The organism is Actinomycetota bacterium, from assembly GCA_030776625.1.
Lineage (GTDB): Bacteria > Actinomycetota > CADDZG01 > CADDZG01 > WHSQ01 > MB1-2.
In genome coordinates this window covers 251208-271556 of record JALYHL010000001.1, presented here as the reverse complement: position 1 = coordinate 271556, position 20349 = coordinate 251208, and the positions used below count along the sequence as shown (strand labels likewise).

Genomic DNA, 20349 nt, shown 5'->3' with positions numbered 1-20349 from the left:
TGTCGACCATCTGAAAGTGACGGATAGGTCACCGTCACCGCGGCCGAACAGAGTGACGTCGTAGGTGTCGGCATATCCCGCGGGCCGCAGGATGAATCGTCCGGCATCGTCACGTTCAAGAGGCGCTTCTTGCCGACGTCCGCAATCATCCTCAGCTCGCTGGAACCAGGCCGTGAATGTCCAGTCCTCAAGGGGGTACTCGACCACGATCTCGCCGGGGCTACCTACATGAAGGGGCGCGGCTGGGGGAAAGCCGGAGATGCAGCCTGTGTTGTAGCAATAGCTCCACGGTTGGAGCCGCGATGACTCGCTTCCGTAGTGAATCGTGACAGGTGGCGGGCCCTCGGGACCTTTAGATTCGCCCCCTTCTTCCGCGGTGGTCGCGGACTCGGATGGCGCAACGCCGCGAATAGGCGGTGGGGCAACGGTGTCGATCTCGTGCGCGGGCGGCTTGTTCAACCCGGATAGGGAGTTCATGGCTAGGTAGGCTCCTCCGCCGATGACCACCGTGCACGCGGCTCCAACCGAGATAAGTCTCCGTTTCCGGAGCCTCTGAGCTCTCTCTTGGACCGCGTGGAGGTCCGGAGGGCGAGTTGGGGAGCGAGCAGCGCGCTCGAACAAGTGCTCTAGGTCAATCGGCATCAGATATGTCCTCTTGCTGCAAGTCCTTCCGAAGCCTCGGAAGGGCTCGGTGCACCAGGGTCCGAGCCGATGCTGCGGGGATATTCAACGTTTCGCCGATCTCGGCGTAGGTGAATTGCAGGAAGAACCGCAGGATCAGGGCCTCCCGCGGGCGACGACGAAGCCTCGAAAGAGACGCCCGCAGCGCTAGCGCATCCGCAGGATCCCGGTAGTCGAAGCTGCTCAGGCTTTGCACCTTCGGGCCAAGACGCCGCTCGACTATCGCGCGGCGCAGGTGCGACCGAGCGAGGTTGAAAGCCACGTGCGTGACCCACGCCTCGGGCCGCTCCATCCGCCTCACCTTGGACCATCGGAGCCACGCTCGCGTCAGGGCCTCCTGGGCGAGTTCTTCCGCTACGGCGAGACTGCCGCAGTAGAGGTCGAGGGCCCCGACCAGGCGCGGATGGTTCTGCCGGCAGAACTCGGTCACCTCGTCGTCCAAAGGTCTCCCCGTGTTGATCTGTCACATATCCAACACGCTTGAACCCTTCACTTCGTTTCATCAGAGTCTGAATCCACAGACTGATCGACGACTTAGCTAGGCGCAGGAAGGCGGAGGCCGGCGCCGACGGGTCTGCCACGCCGAAAGGGCACGACTACATTTAGCGAAACCTGACGAACGTCATTCGGAAATATTCGTGCAACTCCAACGTGAGGCCCGGGAGGAAAACCGCGGTCTCTGGTCCCCGGATACATGTAGCGGCAATCCCTAGTCTGGTCCTTTGCGTCGGTGAACGGCGACCGCTCCAAGCGGCAATGAGAGACCGCGAATGACGAGGATGACAAGGGGTGTTGCACGGTTAGCGGCTGCGACCCCCCGGCCCCGATGTGTAAGTCTGGAGCAATGGGCTTCCGCCGGGTACTTGCCGGATTGGTCGCGGCGACACAACTGGTCGTCCCCCTCGCGGGGTCGGGACGTGCGCAGACCCCGCCGACGTGCACGTGGTCGATCGGGGTGATGGGAGCGCTCAGCGGTCCCGCGGCTCGCCTCGGAAGGCCAATCGCGAACGGCATCCGTTTGGCCGTCGACCTCGCCAATCGCGAACGGGACCTCGCCTGTGCTCTTGCCTTACACGTCAAGGACAGTCAAGGAGACCCTAACCAGGCCGTCCCGCAGGCCCGGGAATTGGTGGAGGACGATCAGGTCGTCGCCTGTATCTGCGGCTTCTTCTCCGGAGAGACGCTCGCTACCGGCTCGATCTTCGACGAGGGCGGTCTGCTAATGGCGTCGACCGGGACCAACCGGGTCATCGATCAACAGGGATTCGGCACGTGGTTCCGGGCGATCGCTGCCGATCCGAAACAGGGTGCCGCCACTGCGAGATACATCGTCGATGCCCTCCCAGCGGGATCCGTGAGTGTCGTGCACGACAACCAGGACTATTCAAAAGGGCTCGCCAAAGATGTCGCGGCCGGCGTAGGCGATCGTTTGGACGGCCTTTACGTGATCAATCCGGAAGAAAGCGACTACAGCGCGGTCGTGGCTCAGATCAAGCGACGGAACCCCGACGTCGTCTACTTCGGTGGGTACTGGCCCCAGGCCGGCATGCTGCTGCGCCAGTTGCGAGAGGTGCGGGTCCGATCTGTATTCGTTACCGCCGACGGAGCCATGCACGGGGGCCTCGGGCGCCCTCTTCAGGGGTATGACGGGCGTGCCCGAACCAAGGCCGCGTGTCCCTGCTCCGATCCAACCGAGATCGAAGCGGCATCGACATTCGTCGCCGAGTACGAAACCAGCTTCGGCGAGCGGCCGAGGATCTACGCAGCGGATGCGTTCGACGTCACGAACATCGCCATCGACGCCCTGCGAGGGCTCTCAGGGACCGAGACGCTCGAGCAAGTCCGAGCTCACGTCGTGTCGTACTTCGACGCAGCGGACGGCATCGACGGCACGGTCAAGGACTACACGTGGAACGAGCGCGGCGAGCTCGTTGCCGACGATAGCGACGTCTTCATCTGGAAGTGGCTGGACCGAGCACGGCGTTTCGAATACGTCGGAAGGGTCTCAGAGCTGATCGACCAGCCTTGAGCGAGCGCCCAGCAGCCTCTACCACCTGGTCTGGGCCCTCGACGGCGGAGCCGAGGCTCATCGCCCACGGCTACATCTAGCGATACTCGACGAACGTTCGCCATTCGGAGTTGTTCGTGCAGCTGGAGAGAGCGGGTCGGGACAACGGCAGGGGGCGGTTGGTCCGCTAAGACTTGTAGTTGGGCGAGATCTACCGATCCACGGGTGCGGCAGCAGGTGTGAGTTGTACGAGGGGGAGTCGAAGGTCTCTATCGAGCGACCTTCTCCACGACCATCTGCGGACGACGATGAGTGCGCTGGTGGTTGCTCGCGCTCATTTCGCCGACGATGCGGGTGCTGCTTACCATCATGGACATGAGATCGGTCGTCGTGGGCGGCCGCCGCCTAACCTTCGATGAGGTAGGGACATCCAACCGCCTATGCAGCTGCCGTAACCGCCTTTCTGCGCAACCACTTGGCACGCTAGCGCCGACTCGCGATTGTCTTCTTGCAGCGGTTGAAAAAGCTCCTGAAGCCGCAGGACAGATCAGGGGGAGCCGCGACGGAGGAGCGGTGGGAGGTCAAGGTCCTGGTTTGGCATTTCGATGATGGCTGGTTGACCCAAACTGAACGTCCGGTCGTAGCATCGTCTTGATGCAGTTGTCGCCGCCCGTGAAGACGGTTCTGGTTCTCGTCCTGGTCGTTGCGGCGGCGGCTTACCTGGTCCTTGTCGATCTTGCGGTGAACGCGGGTCGGATCCATCGCGGTGTTGCCGTCGAAGACCTGGACGTCGGCGGACTGAGCCGGACCGAGGCGGAGGAAGTCCTGACCGCGCGCGGTGAGGAGATGAAGACGGCTCCGATGATCTTCACCGCCGAGGGCTTCGACTGTCGCTTCACACCCGAGGACGTCGGCTGGGGTCCCCAGCCTTCCGACACGGTGACAGCGGCCCTCGGCGTAGGCCGCGACGCGACGCTGTGGGAGGACCTCGGCGATCGGTTCACAGCGTGGACCGATGGCGTGCGCATCGACTGGGCGGGCTCGCCGAACCCGGACAAGGTGGATGAAGAGCTGGATCGCTGCGAGGAACTGGCAGCCGCGATGGGCGTGACGATCGACCGAGGCCGACTCCGCTACAAGATCAGGCGGGCGATCGTCACCTGGCCGCGGCGGCCGTTCCGGATCCCGCTCGAGGAGTAGCAGCCCGTTGCTCAGCGCTCGTAGTTCGCTGCTCCCTCCTTTGCACCTCCCACCGCCGCCCTTTCCCTGCGACGACCCGCGCGCGAGCTTCCTCGACCGGAACGATCGGTGGTGCCTCGGAGGCGCTACGGGTCGCCTGGTTCGAGTTTCGTGACCGGAGCCTCAAAAGTGATCCCAGACTTCTGGAGTCCTTCACCTAACACGATCAATGTCTTGCTGCGGGCACCGATCTCATCGATGCTGACGACGATCGCTTCGAGGTGACTCGTGTCTTTCGCCCAGATCTTGAGAATGACGTCGTACTCGCCAGTGATCCATGCGACCTCCTCTACTTCCGGGAGCGCGAGAAGCTGCCGAGACACTCCGCCGCGCCGGCCTGTGACCTCCTTCACCTCCAGCAAAACGTAGGCGCAGAGCGCGTAGCCGAGAGCGGAGTAATCGATCCGAGCGTGGATCCCTCGGATGACCTTCCGGTTCCTCAGAGACTGAACACGAACGGAAGCAGTCGCAGATCCGATCCCTGCTAGCGCAGCCAACGCCTGGATCGTCGTACGCCCCTCATCCCTTAGCGCAGCGAGTAGCGCCAGGTCTGCGTCGTCCAGACGAGCGTCTGGATCTGGCTGCCTATCCGGCTGTCGGGCCTTCGGCTTACGGGCCACGTTCGATACGTCTCCTGGGATGTCTCATCCTAATAAAACGTCGGGGTCAAGGCGCAAAACCGCAGACTTCTTCGACGGTTGGCACACTTCACAGACAATATCTTCTTCCCTGGGCAAAACAAGTGTGACATTCCGCTGTGACCGAGCAGGAGAAGGGGTGAGAGGCGGCAAATACCTCTAGACCAGGCGGAAAGAGACGAAGAGCGGGGGCTTTTGTGCGGAGATTCAGGTTGGGTTCAGTACTTGCGATCGTGGTCGTACTGGCCGCGCTCGTTCCCGTCGCTATGGCTCGTCCGACTGCCGCAGTGTTGCCGTGCTACGAGCCGGAATCGAAGAGCAAGGCGCCGGAGTGGGCATCACAGATGCCCGAACCCCGAGAGACTCGCGTCACGAAGAGCGACGTACAGATCGAGAGTCGGGATGGGACGCTCATCTCTGCTCGCGTTTATCGCCCTGATGCTTTCGAGGGAAGACCCCTCCCGACCATCCTGGTGATGTCGCCGTACCACGCTTTCTTCGGGATCTATTACAAGGAGCTCGAGGATGCCGGGGTACTGCAGCGGGCCCAATGTGTAGCTGAGTACTTCCTGCCGCGGGGCTATGCGGTGGTCGCCGCGGACATGCGGGGAACACACAACTCCGATGGCTGCTTCGATTACGGCGGACCCGGCGACCAACAGGATGGTTACGCCACGGTCGAATGGATCGCAGATCAAAAGTGGTCTAACGGGAAGGTCGGGATGTATGGCGTCAGCCACGTCGGGATGAGTCAGTATGCGGCGGCGGTAGCTTCCCCTCCGGCACTGAAGGCGATCATTCCGATCGCGCCTGTGACGTCGTTCTACCGGTATCTCTATAACGGCGGAGTCCACTACGAGACGAACATGCTCACTCCGGCCGCGTACGAGGGTCTCACGGCGGCTCCACCGCCCACCAACGCCAGTGCGCCGAATTACTTCTCCAATCTGGTGCAGACCTCATGCAGTGGAGAAAACGTGGTGCGGGGCATGTCGCTCGACGGAACGATGACGAAGTATTGGAGACAACGGGACTACCCGTCGATGGCCGGGAAGATTCGTGCGGCCGTGTTTCACGTCCACGGGACCCGAGACGAGAACGTAAAGATGGACCACTTCGCGGCGATGTGGGACGGGCTGGAACGACATGACGTGCCTCGAAAGGCGCTGATCGGACCGTGGGATCATCAGGAGCCACCCGTCGACCACTGGTACCTCACTGCTCTGCGTTGGTACGAGCACTGGCTCAACGACAACGACACGGGGATGATGGATGAGCCGGCCATTACGACGATCGACCAGAAGGATCGGGTGCGGACGGCCGACGCGTGGCCAGCGCGACCCGGCCAACAGATGGTTCTGCATGCCGCCAAAGGAGAGCTGCAGGAGGACGCGGCCAGTGGTTCCGCCAACTACCAAGACGTGCCGGGTCTTTATCGCGGCGCCTTGAGAGAGGCGCAAGGCGCACGGCTCATCTATACCGGTACGCGATTGACAGCCTCAACCCGGCTTTACGGTTCGCCGATCTTCGACGTGGTCGCTTCGATAGACAAGCGCGATACGAACTTCGCCGCGCTTCTATACGACGTCGCGGCCGACGGCACCGCCGAGTATGTGTCACGGGGATACCTAGACGCTCGTCATCGCGACGGGTTGACCAAGCCGAAGGACGTCAAGCCCGGCAAAGAGTATGGCTATCAGATCGTCTTGCATGCGCGCGACTATGTCTTCGAGAAAGGGCACCGGCTCCAGGTCCTGCTTGCCTCGAGTGACAGTTGCACGTGGGCCATCGGGGGAAGCATCGGCCGGGCGCACTGCAGCTCCTCGGGTGTGGTGTCTGACACGACGGCCGCTAAAGTCACTGTCAAAGAGGGTGCCGGCCGCACGCGTCTTGTCTTGCCGGTCGCGAAGGTCTAGCGAAGCCGGGGTGGACCCCGCCCGTTCACAGAGGAGAGCCAGGATGGAGAAGAACCTCCGGTCATGACAGGTCTAACGAGGAGGAGCCACAGCGTCGTCGCGATGGCGCTGGTTGGTTTTTTGCTGTTGACGCTCCACCAGCCGGTCGTAGCCAAACGCCCTGCTCGCGCTCTGAAGTTGTTGAAGCACGTCGCTTATTCGGGTGGCACGGACATCACCTTCGCCGGCGACAGGGCCTTCTTCACGCAGAGCGGTGTCACGAACGGTCGGGTCAGGATCTTCGAAACGTCGGGTTTGAAGCCGAAGTTGATTGGCGAGTTTGCCTGTGGAGGAACCCAGAACGACATCGCAGCGCTGAGCGAAAACATCATCGCCGTCGGAAGCCATTTCGGAAGGTGCATGGCTCAGCCCGCCAGCGGCATCAACCTGCTTGACGTGAGCGACCCGAAGAACCCCAAGCAGCTCGGATTCGCGCTGCTACCGGTGGGGACTCACACGCTGACGGCGCACCCTACCGAGCCGTTGATCTACGCATCGAACTCGATCAACGACCCGACTTTCGTCATCGACGTGAGCAATCCCATGACGCCGATTCCGATACCGACCGGCATGCAGACGTGCCATGACATCACCTTTCACTTCACAAAGAACGAGGAACTCGCATTCTGCGCTGGAGGCAGCCCCAACACCCAGATCTGGGACGTGTCCTCTCCTCTCGCGCCTGCCGTGATTTCCACCATCAGCGACGAGCAGATCGCGTACCACCACGAGGCGATGGCGACGCCGGACGGGCGGTACCTGTTGATCGGCGACGAAGACAGCGGCGGATCATGTTCGGGCAACACGGACACGCGCGAGCTGGGTGCTCTGTCGATCTACGACATTCAGAACCGCGGAAAACCAAGGTTGGTCGGATTCATGAATGCGCCACGAGGTCCGTCGGTGTGTTGGGCGCACAATTTCAACTTTGTCGATAACCGCACCATAGTGGTCGCCTGGTGGCAGGCGGGAACGTCAGTGATCGATATCTCGAACGTCGCGAAGCCGAAAGAGGTCTCATTCTTCCAGCCAGACACGCATGCCGCTTGGTCGTCCTACTTCTACAAAGACCGCGTCTGGGTCAACTCGGCATCCGGTGCTTGGATCCTGGACGCGACAGACCTCTAGAAGCCAAAGTCTTCGTTCGCCGGGAAACATCCAACCCGGCGAGGTCTCCGGTCGACAGCATCGTCTTGATGCAGTTGTCCCCGCCCGTGAAGACGGACGCTTCGGCCCAACGTCCCGGGCGGTACCCCAGGACGTTGCTACCGGATCCCGACGTTATGTATGCGTCCGTGAAATCAACTCCGGCACCAACCAAGAGCCGGGACTACCCGTTGCCCTTCCTGAGGATGAAGTTCGCGGTCGTCGTCGCGCCCTCCGTCACCGTCACATGCTGGCTCTTGCTCCGGTAACTGCCGTACGCGTCCGCGGTGCACGTGTACGAGCCGGCGGCGATGGGGCGGATCTCGTAGTAGCCGACTCCCGCATCGTCGTAGTAACCGTCTCCGCAGTTGACCCAGCCCGAGAGCAGGTTCCCGGATTGATCGGTGATCGTCCCCGCCAGCGCGCCCGGTAGAGGCACAGACTCAGGCGTACCTCCCAGGGCTCGGAGCAGGTTCACCCGGCCGGCGCCGAAACAGACGTCGCGCCCCTCCGGCCCGAGGTCGTCGGCGGTCGAGGTAAGGATCGCCCTCGTGTCGGCGGCGGACGTCGCCAACTCCGACATCACCAGGGCCGCCGCGCCCGTGACGTGTGCCGTGGCCAATGAGGTCCCGCTCCCTTCCCCATAGCTGTTGGCGGGCCACGTCGACCCGACCCGCACCCCCGGCGCCGCGATCTCGACGTCGTCGTTGCAGTTGCTGAAGTACGCGTCGACGTCGTCTTTGTCTGTGGCGGCCACGGAGATCACATCGGGATGTGAGGCGGGGTAGGAGTAGCACGGGTAGCAGCCGGAGTTGCCGGCGGCACCGACCAGGAGCGTCCCCGCGGCGTACGCCTCCGAAAGCTCGGTGTCGAGGGTTCCCACCCCCAGCAGCTTTCCGCCATTGAAGCTCATGTTGATGATCCGTGCCTGGCCGGTCGTGCGCAGCCATCGGATCCCCGCGATGGCATCCGCCAAGTAGCCGACGCCTCCCGAGAAGAAGTTGAATACAGCGAGCTCGGTGTTCGGGGCTACTCCCGCAACGCCCTTCCAGTTGTTCGTGTGCGCCGTGATGATCCCCGCGATGTGGGTGCCGTGGCGGTCGTCATCGTGACAGACGCCCTCTTCGACCACGCCGATGCCAAGCACCGCCTGTGCGCACGCCTGGGTCTTGCCCACAAGGTCCTCGTGATCCTGATCTATCCCCGTGTCGAGGATGCCGACGCGGATGCCGCCGGTCTGCGGGAACTCCCCGGAACCGAAAGCGAGGTCCCAGGCCTCGGGTGCGTCGATGTCGGCGTCGGCGGTGCCGTACTCATCCCCGCCATAGAGCGCCTGTCCCGTGTTGTGGAGGTTCCATTGGTAGTCGAAGAAGTAGTCGTTCGGGATGGAGGCCGGTCGCAGCAGCCAGTTGGGCTCCGCGGAGGCGACCTTCGGGTTGCGCAGGTACCGCTCTGCGACGTCATCGGGATCGTCGCCCGAGGCGACCCGCACGACGTCCGCGTTCGCCCAGTCCATCCGGTTCACCGCCGTCGCATTCGCGGCCGCGTGAGCGACGGCGCGGTCGGCAGCGTGCGCGGTGGGCCCGAATTCCACGACTACGTGGAGGCCGTCGTGGACCGGAGGTCCATCGTCGCCTTGCGGAGCGGGCCAGGTCGTCGTATCCATTGCCGGCCCCGAGGCCGCGGCTCCCGCCGTGAAGGAGGCGATCAGCGTGAAGGTCAGGACGAGAATGATCCCAGCTCGGGCGCGTCCTGCAAGGACCGAGTTCATGTTGTTCCCCCTGTGTCGGTGGCTACCTATCGGAGGAGCGTGAGCTACAACGGAACACTTGTTCCATCCCGTTTTGCACACCACTGGCGTGTCTTTTCCGGTGCGCAGATTCGAGGCGGGACCGGCCGGAACATGACTCGAGGGGCCGTCCTTCGGTTGGGAAGTCTGCGGGAGCGACAGCTTTCGCCCGACCGGTGCAGAACCTGTTTCATGCTTGAATAGCTCCGTCTGCAACCGGTAACAGGAAGTCCGGCAGGAGCGGCGTCGATGACCGAGCGAACGATCCTTCTTCTAGAGGACGACCCGTTGTTGATGAGGCTCTTGGAGGTCCAGCTCGGTACCGTTGGATTCCGCACCGTCGAGGCTCGGACCGTCGGCGACGCGTGGCAAAGAGTGCAGGAGCGGCACTTCGACGCGGCGATCGTGGACGTTCATCTTCCGGATGTCCACGGCTGGGAGTTCATCGAGCGGCTCCGGCGAGACCGCACCCGCGAGCGATTGCCGGTTCTCATCGTGTCAGGCGGTATCGACCAGCGTGACCTGCGCAAGGCCTCGGAGCTTCGCTGCGACCTTATGCAGAAACCGTTCGAACCAGATGATCTCCTTGCGCGCGTCCAGCACCTAATCGGCTACGACCGAAAGGCACAGCTTCTAACGCACGCTGCGCGGGTGGTCCTCGATTCGTTCGCGCTGGAGGGAAATGTCTATCTTCCCCGCGGGGGCAACCGGTTCTCGGACGGCGTCGAGGAGCTGATGGTGGATGGACGATCCTTCGTCCCGATGACCGCGGTGCGGGCGATGACGTTCGATGGGCAGGTCCTGTACGAGGCACCGTTCGTTCAGGTGAGCAAGGCGCATATACGCGTGGTGACCGCCCTTGACGACGCGTAGCCGGCGAACCTAAGCCGCTAAGGAGAGGTGGTCGGCTCCGGCGTCGGCTCGGGTGTCGGCTCGGCGGTTGGTTCGGGCGTCGGCTCCACCGTCGGCTTCGAGCTCGGAACGGGCTGCGGCTGGGGATCGCTACCTCCAGAGCCCGCGCCTGAGCCCCGCGCCGAGCCCTGGTCGGAAGCGTCTCTAGTCTTGGTCGGAGACGGTGTGGGCGTCGGCGACGAAGCAACATCGTTCTGCTCCGTCACCGTTGGGACCGTGGGCGACGGCGCCTTCTTGTCCTCGGGCTTGGCCTCGCGCCGGTCGACGGTCTCTGAGTCGAAGGAGCGAGGCCGGACCTCGTCTCCGTCTCCACTCGCCCATACGCCCACGGCGAGGAGCCCGACCAAGGCTCCCGCGATCAAAAGGCCCGTCAGGACGCGCCGCCCGCCCGGCCGCTGATCGTCGAACGTAGCGGGCTCACCGAAACCAACAGGGAACAGCGCGGGCGCCTCAGCGGGGTCTTCCAGAGCTATAGCGAGCTCCGTCCCGTCGCCGAAACGTTCCTCCGGATCCTTCGCCAGGCATCTCATGACCAGCGCCTCGAGGTGCGGGTCGATCCCCGCCACGATCGTGCCCGGCGCCGCCGGTTGCTTGTCGACGTGGGCGATGGCGATCGCCGTCACGTTCTCCGCGTCGAAGGGGGGTCTGCCCGTCAGGAGCTCGTACAGGACGACGCCGAGCGCGTAAACGTCGGAGCGCGGGCTCGTGCCGGCGCCGGTCGCCTGCTCTGGAGAGATGTAGTGCGGCGAGCCGATCGCCTGGCCGGTGGCGGTGAACTTCTCGCCACCTTTGGAAGAAGCGATGCCGAAGTCCGCGAGCTTGGGGTCGCCTTCCTCCGTCAGCAGGATGTTGGCGGGCTTGATGTCCCGGTGCACGAGGCCCTGCGCGTGGGCGGCTCCGGCCCCCCGAGCGGCGCCCGCCACGATCTCCGCGGCTCGTTCCGGGAGCACTGGTTGCCCGGTCAGATCTGCTGCGGACCCGCCCGCGACGTACTCCATCACCAGATACGGCCGATCCTCGTAGTCGCCGAAGTCCAGCACGCCCACCACGTTCGGGTGGGAGAGCTGCGCTACCGACTGCGCCTCGGAGAAGAAACGCACCAGGAACTCAGGATCGTCGTGGAACTGAGGCGCCAGGAACTTGATGGCGACCGGCCTCGCAAGGCGTTCGTCGCGCGCGCACCAGACCTCGGCCATACCGCCCTTGCCGAGGGTGTGTTGGAGGCGATATCGCCCCTGGATGAACTCGTCCGCACGCATCTCTGGTTGAGTCTCCCAAACCGGCACTCTATGAACGCTCCGCCCGCAGGAAAACGGGGCAAAGAGGTGAAATCTTCCTTCTCAGCTTCGACGCGCCCGACAAACAAACGCGGAGGTTTCCCTTGCTTCGTCGTGCTCTCAGCCTGCTCCTTCTTGCCTCTTTCTTTTCGGCGTCGGTCCTGCAATCTGTAGGCGCCGCCCAGACGGGCCCGCCGAAGGTTCCCGATCACCTGCGCGCCTACTCGATCGTTCCGCCGGGTCAAGAGGGAAACGTGACGCCTGCGGAGCTCCTGTCCGGTGACTACGGTCCCCACTACGCCGACCAGCTCGAGATGTACGCGAAGTTGATCGAGGACGACGACGTCACGGACGACGAGCTCGGCAAGTACTTCCACTCGATGCAGTTCGGGCCGGGGGCCGAGATAGAAAACGAGTACTCGCCCAGAGAAGGCGTGACCGTTTACCGGGACACGTTCGGCATCCCCCACATCTACGGGACCTCCCTCGAGAACGCGAGCTTCGCGCTCGGGTACGTCTCGGCCGAGGATCGGATGTTCGAGATGGACGTGTTCCGGCACGCAGCCAGAGGCACCCTCGCGGAGTTCATCGGCCCCGGCGAGGACGACCAGTACCTAAAGATGGACATCCAGACCCGACGCGAGAGCTACACCGACGAAGAGGTGCAGAAGCTCTTCGATCGCTTCGACGAGAAGTTCGGCGAGGTCGGCAAAGAGGTGCAGACGGGCCTTCAGGCATACGTCGACGGCATCAACGCCAAGATCGAAGAGATCCGGGCGAACCCCGCGCGGTGCGACGCGGCATACCAAGCGACCGGGAACGCGTGTCCGCCCCACCCCGAGGACTGGGAGATCGTCGACACACTTCACCTCGTGGTGCTTCAGCTGAGGGTGTTCGGAGAGACCGCGGGCGGCGAGCTGGACCAGGCGGGGCTGTACGCGCACCTGACGAAGAAGCTCGGCAAGAAGCTCGGAAAGAAGCTCTACAACGACCTTGCTCCACAGAACGATCCCTCTGCCGCTACCTCTATCGCGCCGGACGAAGCGGGATTCCCGTCGCAGAGGACCGGGAAGGTTCAGCGTGCTTCATTCGCCATCCCGGACGATGCCGAAAAGCTCGCACGTGATACTGAGCTGGCAGAGAAGAACCGTCTCGAGGTGCTGCGCAGCATCGGGTTCCCAACGGGGTCGATGTCGAACGCGTTGTTGGTAGCGGGTAACGAGTCGACGTCGGGCAACCCGCTTCAGATCGGAGCACCGCAGGTCGGCTACGCGGTTCCGTCCTTCTTCATGGACATCGACGTGCATGCTCCCGGCGTCGATTTCCGGGGTCCGGCCGTGCCGGGCGCCTCGGCCCTCGTTCCCCTGGGCCGCGGGGCGGACTATGCGTGGTCCCTCACCACCGGCTACTCGGATGCGGTGGACACGCGCGTCGAGCTGCTGTGTGACCCAAAGGGGGGCGAGCCGACGATGGACTCCACTGGCTACATGTTCAAGGGCGAGTGCCGCGAGATGCAGTCTCGGAAAGAGACCTTCGTGGCGAAACCGACTCCGGTCGATCCGGGCCCGCCGCGGCAAGAGACGCGCACCTTCTATAGGACCAAGCACGGACCCGTCTTCGAGCGCGGGAAGGTGAAGGGGAAGCCGGTCGCGTTCGTCAAGCAGCGCTTCTTCTGGATGAAGGAGCTCGACTCGGTCCCGCAGTTCTACCGGTGGAACACCCAGATCAAAGACATCGATGACTTCGCCGCCGCGGCCGCCGACTTCACGATGTCGTTCAACTCCTTCTACGCGGACTCCGACGACATCGCTTACTTCCACGTCGGCTTCTATCCCAAGCGCGCACGGGGCGTACATCCGTCGCTTCCCACCTGGGGGACCGGTCGGTGGGAGTGGCAGGGGCGGCTTCCTTTCAGCCGGCACCCGAAAGTGATCAACCCGGCGCAGGGGTGGGTCGCGAACTGGAACAACAAGCCTGCACAGAAGTGGAACAACTTCGACGGCTTCAAGTTCGGGTCGGTGCATCGAGTGGAGTTGCTGCAAGACCAGATGCGGGCTCTCCTCGAGGGTGAGCGCAAAGCAGAGCTGTCGGATCTCGTCGACGTCATACGGGTGGCGGCGACGCAAGACGCGCGGGGCCGGTATCTCGGGCCGAAGATGGTTGCTGCTACCGAGGATGCGCTCGCCGGTGGAGACGTGAAGGACGCCGAGGCGTTAGAGGTCGTTCGCAAGTGGATAGCGGGGGGTGCCCATCGGAAGAACCTCGACCGCGATGACCAGATGGACGACGCCGCGGCCCTCGTCCTCTTCGACACCTGGTACGAGACCTTAGTCCACAAGATCTTCGATGATGAGATCGGTCCCGATGCTTACGACCTGGTTCCCGCCCCGATCACGCACCGCAATCCGAGGCACCAGGGCAACAGCTTCTTCTTCGACTTCTCGAGCTACCTCGAGAACCTGTTCCGGGGCTCCACGCGCAAGACCTACGCACGCAACTACTGCGACGACATGTCGACGGGCAAGAGCGAGAGCTGCCGGGACCAGATCGCCGCGTCCTTCGTTGCTGCGCTGGCGCAGGTGCGCAAAGAGCAGGGAGACGACATGAGCAAGTGGACCAAGGAGGCGGAGAACATCGTCTTCCAGGAGCTCGGGGCAGGCTCGGTCGACCCGATCCCGTGGCAGAACCGAGGAACCCACAACCACGTCGTGGAGGTGCTCTCGGACGCAGGTCGCTGACCGCGATCGAAGTGGCCGCCGGTGCAGGGATGGGGCCCCCTGTGTGGTACCTGGTGTCTGAGGGGACATTTCGGGGTAATCACCCTGAAAACCGACATCGAGGGGAGACCGGCGGATGGGCCACAGCAAGCCAGCGTCAACTTCACTGGCCGTACTCGGGACGGCCGTCGCGAGCGCCGTCGCGCTGGCGCTGGTGCTAAGCACCGCGCCGATTCTGGGACAGCAGGGCGACACCGCGCTAGCAGCGCCTCCACGTTGCAGTGGGGGAGGAGGCGAAGGCTCGCCATCGCCGACCTCCACATCCACGACCACGCCGGGCCTGCTCCCGACCAACCTGTTGCCGAGCCGGAGCCCCTCGCCGACGGCCTCGCCGACGGCCTCGCCGAGCGCGAGTGAGCCACCCCAGCAGGCTCCGTTACCCGCGCAGACCACCGCCACACCCACAGGATCGCCGAGTGAATCACCCGTGAACCCACCGCCGGACAGCACGACAAGGTGTGAATCCCAGATCACGCTCCAGTACAGCGGCAACAGACAGCGCTTCAGCGGCGAAGTCAGGTCGGGCAAGGCCGTCTGCGAGCGAGGACGCCGAGTGATCCTGAAGCGCGACCGCAAGCAGGGCCGCGACCCCCGGGTGGCGGCGACGGTTACGAACCGAGAAGGCAAGTACCGGATCCCGTTGCCCGACGACAAGGGCCGCCGCTTCTACACGAAGACGCCTCGTCAACAGGTCACAACGGCCGGCGGCGAACAGATCGTCTGTCTGCCCGATCGCTCCCGCAGCGTCAGCACGAGGAACCCGCTCTAGAGACACGGCTTAAGCACCATCGAGAGGCCGCCGCGTGAACGCGCTGCGGCCTCTCACCGTTAAAGGGGTCGAGTAGTCTCGCTCGCATGACGGATGCAAGGAAGCTTCCGCCGATGCCGGAGCTGATGATCGCCGGGCCCGGCGAGCTACACGAGCAAGACCGCGCGGTCCTCGGCCAACAGGTCATCGCCCACTACGGCGACGTATGGACGCAGATCCATACCGACGCCGTTGCCGCCGTCGGCAAGTTCCTTGGGGCGGCCGATCTTCCCTATCTCGTGCCCGGAACCGGGACGACCTGTCTCGACGCGGGGTTCTTCAACCTGTTCGAGCCGGGCCAGAAGGTAGCGGTGTGTAACACCGGGTTCTTCGGCGCCCGCCTGATCGGCATCGCCCGCCAACACCGTCTCGAGGTGGTGGAGGTTCCGGTCGACGTCGGCGCTCCGGTGGATCCAACGCGGGTGGCAGACGTTGTCCAAGGACTCGACGGTGTGCTCACAACCCACGTCGAGACCGCTACCGGAGTTCGCCACCCGATCCAGGAGATCGCGGAGGTCGCGCACCGCGCTGGTGCCGTCTGCATGGTCGATGCGATCGCGTCCGCGGGCGGCGAGCTGATCCACGTCGACGAGATGGAGATCGATCTCCTCGTGACGGGGACGCAGAAGGGCCTCGAGGCGCCGCCGGGGCTCGGCATCATCGCCCTGAGTCCGGGGGGCAGAGCCCGCGTCGAGGCGCGCAGCCAGCGACCCGACTCCTGGTACCTCGACCTCAAGGTGTGGGATCAGTACCGCGACGAATGGGGAGCCTGGCACCCCCATCCCGTGACGATGCCGACGAACCTCATCATGGCTCTGGTATCAAGCCTCGCCCGCATCGACGAGGCCGGCATCGAGGCGTGGGTGGCGGCGCGCGCCGATCTTGCGAAGAGGTGCCGTGAAGGGCTGCGGGACCTCGGGCTGGATCCGGTTCCGGAGGCGGGGGCCGAGGCGAACCTAGTGGTTGCGGCCTGGGCAGACGATCCAGCCTCGATCCAGAAGCACCTGCTCGCGAACGGGCTGATGATCTCGGGCGGCCTCGACCCGACGATGGGAAAGGCGATCAGGGTCGGGCTCATGGGCCGCACCGCGACACCGGAGATGGTCGACCGCGTGCTGTCGCTGGTGGAGGAGGCGCTGAACCGCTAGCCGCGGAGGCGAGTCGCTCGTTCTCCCAGTGGTTGGCCCCACTCAGCTTCGAGGGGCCGACCGCCGTTCCCTCAGTTGTTGTATGGGCGCAGGCGCGGTGAGTCGTCGCGCTCTTCGAAGAACGTTCGGTCGCCGAACTGCCCATTCAGTTGACTGATGGCGTGGAGACGCAAACCCCGATGATCGAGGCCGAAGCGGTCGACGGGTAGCGTCACCTTGACCGTCCGTCCGTTGGGCCTGCGAACGTCGTACGAGATCTCCGGTCGATCGAACTGGAACTTCAGGCGCCCGTTCTTGCAGCGGAAGAACCCGGAATGATCGTCGTTGTTGTGCCGCTCGTTCTCAAAGCTCCACAGGAGAAACGCGGCTTTCCCGTCGTCGTAGGCCTCCGCCGCTCCTTGGGCGGTAGAGGTGTCGTCTTCGAGCAGGTGGCAGCGCCACTTCTCGGCGGTGCGGAGGGTCAAAGTCACTTTGCCGGCGTCGCGCCGGAACTCGACGTAGCGGATGTCCAGACGTCCGCCGGTGTCATCTGGATCGTTAGCGCTTGTGGTGGTTGCGGCGCTGGCACTGGTGATGAGGGCCAGGGTGAGGAGCATTCCACCCAAGGTCGAGCGCAAGGTTCGTTTCATTTATCCGATCCTTCCGTGGCGTCTAGCGCTTGGTTCGCCGTGTGCTGCTGCCCGCCTGCGACGAATCCTTCTTTCCCTCATATACGAGGTACGGATGCCACATGGTTTTCCCTTCGAGGAACAGCCCCTCGCCTTGCTGATCCCACTGTTCCCTGAATCAACGGCGTGCGCGGTCAGCCGCGCGCTCGAGCTGACCTTGCACGTCTCCGGTCAGCGGATCGGCGTGGCCGGGCCAGGCAGCCGAAGGTTTCAGTGTCGCAAGCTTCCGGATGCTTTCCACCGCTTCTTCCGTATGGAGGTTGAAGGCGTCGGGCGCGAGGCGCGGCCGTCCCTTCAGGCCGGTGCGCGGATCCAGCGTGTAGAAGCAGTCGGTTGTCAACGCGAGGCGGTCGTGCTCGCGCCATAGAGCGATCTGTCCGGGCGCGTGCCCCGGGAGGTGGATCACCTCGAAGCCGGCCACGCGATCGCCCTCGTTGACGGTGCCTTCGATCGTGACGGGTCCGCCGTCCCACAGCCGGAACAGCTGCGGGTAGACCCAGCGGGCCGGTGGCGGCAACTTCGAGAAGTCGGCGTAGTGACGACCGCCGTCGCCTTCGGCGTCCGCGCGCTCGGACGGGTGGCAGAACACGGGCGCGTCCAGCGCGGGAGCGGCGCCGCGGTGATCTACGTGACTGTGACCCAGCACGATCCGGTTGATTCCGCCGAGGCGCGCCCCCGCAGCCGCGATCTGCTTGGCCATCGGCGCGATTCCCGCGTCGAACAGCGTGACGCCGTCGACGCCGCGCAGGAAGTAGACGTTCATCGTGGGCGGGACCCCGCCGCGCAGCAGCCAGACGTCTGCCGCGACGCTCTCGAGGTCTCTCATCTAGAAGGTGTTCCTCTTGCGCAACCTGCGCGGCCGACCGTCGGGGTCGAGCGCGACCCGATACACGGGTGCGGTCAGCTTCTGCATGATCGCAGCATCGTGCTCGAGATGATGGGCGCGCACCTGACCTGGGGGCCGCGGCCCCACGCGACCCCGCGCATGCCACGAATCGAGAGCATCGGCGTGCGTCTTGAAGAGGTCGAACCCCTCGTGGGGATCGATCATCTCCTCGTCCGAATCCAGACCGAGGTGCTCCCGCCAGAGCAGGAGCCGCAGGTCGCGGGCGAAGACCCTGGCTCCGTCGCCGAGCCCGGCCGGATCCGTCGGCTCCCGCTGATCGCGCGCCTCGTCGAGGATCGCGCAGGACAGCTCCGAGTCGTGCGTCCACGAGCGCAGGTTGATGTTGTCCGAGCCGATGGCGCACCAGACGTCGTCCACGACGCACACCTTCGCGTGAACGTAGATCGGCGTGCCGTGCTCGTTCTCGATGTCGTAGAAGGCGACGCGGTCGCCCCCCGCGTCTTGAACGGTCTGGATGGCTTGTCGTTGCCCGATCCTGTTCGTGACGCCCGCCACGGCCCCGTCCTGTTCCGGATAACGGGGCAGGATCACGATCAACCGCAGGTCCGGCGATCGCCGCAGGCTCTCTGCCAGCACGCCGGGCACCTCGCGCGACCAGAAGTACTGGTCTTCGAGGTAGATCAGTTTCTTTGCCCGCCTGTAGGCCTTGTGGTACGCCCGGGCGATGCTGCGCTCGCCGTTCGGCGCGAACGGGAACGGCGGCTTCTTCGCGGGATACGTCCGCAGCACCTGCACCGCCTGCGTCCCCATGGGCTTCGGTGCGTCCGGCATGGGCGGCAGAGGCGAGGGCTCATCCGGTTCGTGCGCGCGGTCCGCGAACAGCTTGCGGACGGGGTTGCGATGATCCAGCGGTGTCGGGTCCTCCCACCGCTCGCGGAACGTGTAGGCGAGGTCGTCGATCGCGGGACCTTTCACCTCTAGCTGGACGTCGTGCCACGGCGGCGTCTCGCCGTAGCGCTCATCTAACTCGTAGACCTGAGGGTCTCCCAGGTGGCGCTCGTCGTCGCGGCGGCCGTGGCAGAGGTCGATGCCCCCCATGAAGGCCACGTCTCGGTCCTCGTCGCGCGGGTGCCGGATGAGGAAGAGCTTCTGGTGGTGGGATCCCCCGCGACGCACCCGCTCGTCGAGCAGGACCTCGCCCCCCTTCGTGTTGATCATCTTGGCAAGCTCGAGATGCTCCTCCTCGCTGAACTTCATGATCGCTGGGTGTGAGCGCCAGATCAGGCCGCGGACGTGGACGCCGCGTTCGGCGACGTCGGCAAGGACCTTCCCAACCTCGGTCCCGGACCCCGTCAGCAGCTCGTCGTGATCGCCGCGCCAGTCGGTGAAGTGGACCCAGTCGCCCGGCTCCAGCTCACAGATCGCCTCGTAGAGCCGCTTGAAGTAGGTGGCGCCGTGGACCAGTGGGGTCAGGTGATTACCAGTGGTCCACGCGGTTCCGTCGCCGCGCCGGCTGTCGATCTTGGTCCAGGGGTTCCCGCGCTCCTGCGGCATGAGGAACCACTTCGTGCGCGCTGCGTCTGAACCCGCGAGATCCTCGTCTGTCATCGCCTGCACGATAGAGGGTCATCCGCCCCGCGGCAGGTCCTCGCTGACCGAGGTCGAACCCTCCCGCAGACGACAACTCAAGGAGCAGAGATGGTTCTTCGGCGGGTCCTGGGCGTGGTCACCGCCTGCGCGTTGGTCCTCGGTGTGGCAGTAGCGCCCGTGCACGGCAAGAGGCGGGCCACGCAACCCGCGTGGGGCGGCGCCGATAGCCCGATCCGCCCCGGTTCCTCGATGGGCGGGTGCACCTTCAACTTCGTCTTCTACACCCCCGGAACCGTGAGGAAGCAGCCGCGCGCTTTCATAGGTACCGCCGCTCACTGCACCGACAAGGTAGGGGAGCGTGTCGAGCATGCGAGCGTCGGCGAGATCGGCACCGTCGTGTACGACTCGGACCTCGTGAACAGCGAGGTCGACTTCACATTGATCGAGATCGACCGCGACAAGGTCTCGCAGACCAACCCCGAGGTCCTCCACTGGGGCGGACCGACCCGGTCCATCACCGCCGATGACCTCGCCATCGGCGACCGCATCGATATCTATGGCTACGGCGTGGGTCTCGGGGCGACGGAGCAGACCCGACCGCGCTACGGGTTCCTGGTCGGTTACAACGAGAAGGAGTACCAGGCGGACATGCCCGCCGTTAACGGCGACAGCGGCTCACCCCTTATCCACCACGAGACCGGTGCGGCCCTCGGCATCATCAGCCGCTACGGGATCGCGATCCCGCCGTCGACGGATCTCGGCCCGTTGATGCCGTGGATCTTCGAGGAGCTGAAGGCGGCCGGCTTCAACGTCCGGCTCGCGACCGTCTCGCGCTGAGGCCCTTCGGCGGTTACGGCTGACGCCCA

At 64.5% G+C, this 20349-nt stretch carries 16 protein-coding genes and 2 pseudogenes; 10 read left to right on the top strand and 8 right to left on the bottom strand.

Features of this window, described 5'->3' with window-relative positions; all coding sequences use genetic code 11:
* Positions 1-631: 631 nt before the first annotated feature.
* The gene (locus tag M3N53_01390; GenBank protein ID MDP9066986.1) at positions 632-1123 is read right to left on the bottom strand and encodes an RNA polymerase sigma factor; all 492 of its coding nucleotides are present in this window, start codon (positions 1121-1123) and stop codon (positions 632-634) included.
* Between the two features lie 402 nt (positions 1124-1525).
* On the opposite strand from M3N53_01390, the gene M3N53_01385 reads away from it, so the two are divergent.
* Together M3N53_01385 and M3N53_01380 are read left to right on the top strand one after the other, a co-directional pair.
* Positions 1526-2710 (top strand): branched-chain amino acid ABC transporter substrate-binding protein, encoded by a 1185-nt coding sequence (locus tag M3N53_01385; GenBank protein MDP9066985.1) that lies wholly within the window; start codon positions 1526-1528, stop codon positions 2708-2710.
* Positions 2711-3343: 633 nt separating this feature from the next.
* The gene (locus tag M3N53_01380; protein ID MDP9066984.1) at positions 3344-3889 is read left to right on the top strand and encodes a hypothetical protein; all 546 of its coding nucleotides are present in this window, start codon (positions 3344-3346) and stop codon (positions 3887-3889) included.
* A gap of 125 nt (positions 3890-4014) precedes the next feature.
* On the opposite strand, the gene M3N53_01375 is transcribed toward M3N53_01380, so the two are convergent.
* Entirely contained in the window at positions 4015-4548 is a 534-nt protein-coding gene (locus tag M3N53_01375) for an Lrp/AsnC family transcriptional regulator (GenBank protein ID MDP9066983.1), read from the bottom strand.
* Positions 4549-4778: 230 nt separating this feature from the next.
* On the opposite strand from M3N53_01375, the gene M3N53_01370 reads away from it, so the two are divergent.
* A complete protein-coding gene (locus M3N53_01370) occupies positions 4779-6482 on the top strand; it encodes a CocE/NonD family hydrolase (protein ID MDP9066982.1) in 1704 nt (567 codons plus the stop codon).
* Between the two features lie 63 nt (positions 6483-6545).
* Positions 6546-7649: a hypothetical protein gene (locus M3N53_01365; GenBank protein MDP9066981.1), complete on the top strand. Its 1104-nt coding sequence runs from the start codon at positions 6546-6548 to the stop codon at positions 7647-7649.
* Positions 7650-7851: 202 nt separating this feature from the next.
* On the opposite strand, the gene M3N53_01360 is transcribed toward M3N53_01365, so the two are convergent.
* Complete coding sequence (locus M3N53_01360) at positions 7852-9438, bottom strand: S8 family serine peptidase (protein MDP9066980.1); 1587 nt, start codon at positions 9436-9438, stop codon at positions 7852-7854.
* A 267-nt stretch (positions 9439-9705) separates the two neighbouring features.
* On the opposite strand from M3N53_01360, the gene M3N53_01355 reads away from it, so the two are divergent.
* Positions 9706-10329 carry a response regulator gene (locus tag M3N53_01355; GenBank protein MDP9066979.1) on the top strand — a complete coding sequence of 208 codons (624 nt, stop codon included), beginning with the start codon at positions 9706-9708 and terminating at the stop codon, positions 10327-10329.
* A gap of 20 nt (positions 10330-10349) precedes the next feature.
* Here the strand turns inward: M3N53_01355 and M3N53_01350 are convergent.
* Together M3N53_01350 and M3N53_01345 are read right to left on the bottom strand one after the other, a co-directional pair.
* Positions 10350-10454: pseudogene (locus M3N53_01350) on the bottom strand (energy transducer TonB).
* Positions 10455-10919: 465 nt separating this feature from the next.
* Positions 10920-11564 (bottom strand): annotated as a pseudogene (locus M3N53_01345) (serine/threonine protein kinase).
* A 185-nt stretch (positions 11565-11749) separates the two neighbouring features.
* Here M3N53_01345 and M3N53_01340 point away from each other — a divergent pair.
* The 4 genes from M3N53_01340 (at position 11750) to M3N53_01325 (ending at position 16378) form a co-directional block, all read left to right on the top strand.
* The gene (locus M3N53_01340; GenBank protein ID MDP9066978.1) at positions 11750-14383 is read left to right on the top strand and encodes a penicillin acylase family protein; all 2634 of its coding nucleotides are present in this window, start codon (positions 11750-11752) and stop codon (positions 14381-14383) included.
* A 255-nt stretch (positions 14384-14638) separates the two neighbouring features.
* Positions 14639-14779 carry a hypothetical protein gene (locus tag M3N53_01335; GenBank protein ID MDP9066977.1) on the top strand — a complete coding sequence of 47 codons (141 nt, stop codon included), beginning with the start codon at positions 14639-14641 and terminating at the stop codon, positions 14777-14779.
* A 196-nt stretch (positions 14780-14975) separates the two neighbouring features.
* Positions 14976-15191: a hypothetical protein gene (locus tag M3N53_01330; GenBank protein ID MDP9066976.1), complete on the top strand. Its 216-nt coding sequence runs from the start codon at positions 14976-14978 to the stop codon at positions 15189-15191.
* An 86-nt stretch (positions 15192-15277) separates the two neighbouring features.
* Complete coding sequence (locus tag M3N53_01325) at positions 15278-16378, top strand: aminotransferase class V-fold PLP-dependent enzyme (GenBank protein ID MDP9066975.1); 1101 nt, start codon at positions 15278-15280, stop codon at positions 16376-16378.
* A gap of 71 nt (positions 16379-16449) precedes the next feature.
* Here M3N53_01325 and M3N53_01320 read toward each other — a convergent pair whose 3' ends face one another.
* The 3 genes from M3N53_01320 to M3N53_01310 form a co-directional block, all read right to left on the bottom strand.
* Complete coding sequence (locus M3N53_01320) at positions 16450-17007, bottom strand: hypothetical protein (GenBank protein MDP9066974.1); 558 nt, start codon at positions 17005-17007, stop codon at positions 16450-16452.
* 157 nt (positions 17008-17164) lie between these two features.
* Complete coding sequence (locus M3N53_01315) at positions 17165-17872, bottom strand: MBL fold metallo-hydrolase (GenBank protein ID MDP9066973.1); 708 nt, start codon at positions 17870-17872, stop codon at positions 17165-17167.
* Positions 17873-19501 (bottom strand): phospholipase D-like domain-containing protein, encoded by a 1629-nt coding sequence (locus tag M3N53_01310; GenBank protein MDP9066972.1) that lies wholly within the window; start codon positions 19499-19501, stop codon positions 17873-17875.
* A gap of 90 nt (positions 19502-19591) precedes the next feature.
* On the opposite strand from M3N53_01310, the gene M3N53_01305 reads away from it, so the two are divergent.
* The gene (locus M3N53_01305) at positions 19592-20320 is read left to right on the top strand and encodes a S1 family peptidase (GenBank protein MDP9066971.1); all 729 of its coding nucleotides are present in this window, start codon (positions 19592-19594) and stop codon (positions 20318-20320) included.
* Positions 20321-20349: the final 29 nt, after the last annotated feature.

Excerpts from the sequence above, each read along its gene's own strand:
- M3N53_01320 (MDP9066974.1), bottom strand. The coding sequence starts at position 17,007 with ATGAAACGAACCTTGCGCTCGACCTTGGGTGGAATGCTCCTCACCCTG.
- M3N53_01355 (MDP9066979.1), top strand. The coding sequence starts at position 9,706 with ATGACCGAGCGAACGATCCTTCTTCTAGAGGACGACCCGTTGTTGATG.
- M3N53_01385 (MDP9066985.1), top strand. The coding sequence starts at position 1,526 with ATGGGCTTCCGCCGGGTACTTGCCGGATTGGTCGCGGCGACACAACTG.
- M3N53_01380 (MDP9066984.1), top strand. The coding sequence starts at position 3,344 with ATGCAGTTGTCGCCGCCCGTGAAGACGGTTCTGGTTCTCGTCCTGGTC.
- M3N53_01305 (MDP9066971.1), top strand. The coding sequence starts at position 19,592 with ATGGTTCTTCGGCGGGTCCTGGGCGTGGTCACCGCCTGCGCGTTGGTC.
- M3N53_01315 (MDP9066973.1), bottom strand. The coding sequence starts at position 17,872 with ATGAGAGACCTCGAGAGCGTCGCGGCAGACGTCTGGCTGCTGCGCGGC.
- M3N53_01325 (MDP9066975.1), top strand. The coding sequence starts at position 15,278 with ATGACGGATGCAAGGAAGCTTCCGCCGATGCCGGAGCTGATGATCGCC.
- M3N53_01360 (MDP9066980.1), bottom strand. The coding sequence starts at position 9,438 with ATGAACTCGGTCCTTGCAGGACGCGCCCGAGCTGGGATCATTCTCGTC.
- M3N53_01310 (MDP9066972.1), bottom strand. The coding sequence starts at position 19,501 with ATGACAGACGAGGATCTCGCGGGTTCAGACGCAGCGCGCACGAAGTGG.
- M3N53_01365 (MDP9066981.1), top strand. The coding sequence starts at position 6,546 with ATGACAGGTCTAACGAGGAGGAGCCACAGCGTCGTCGCGATGGCGCTG.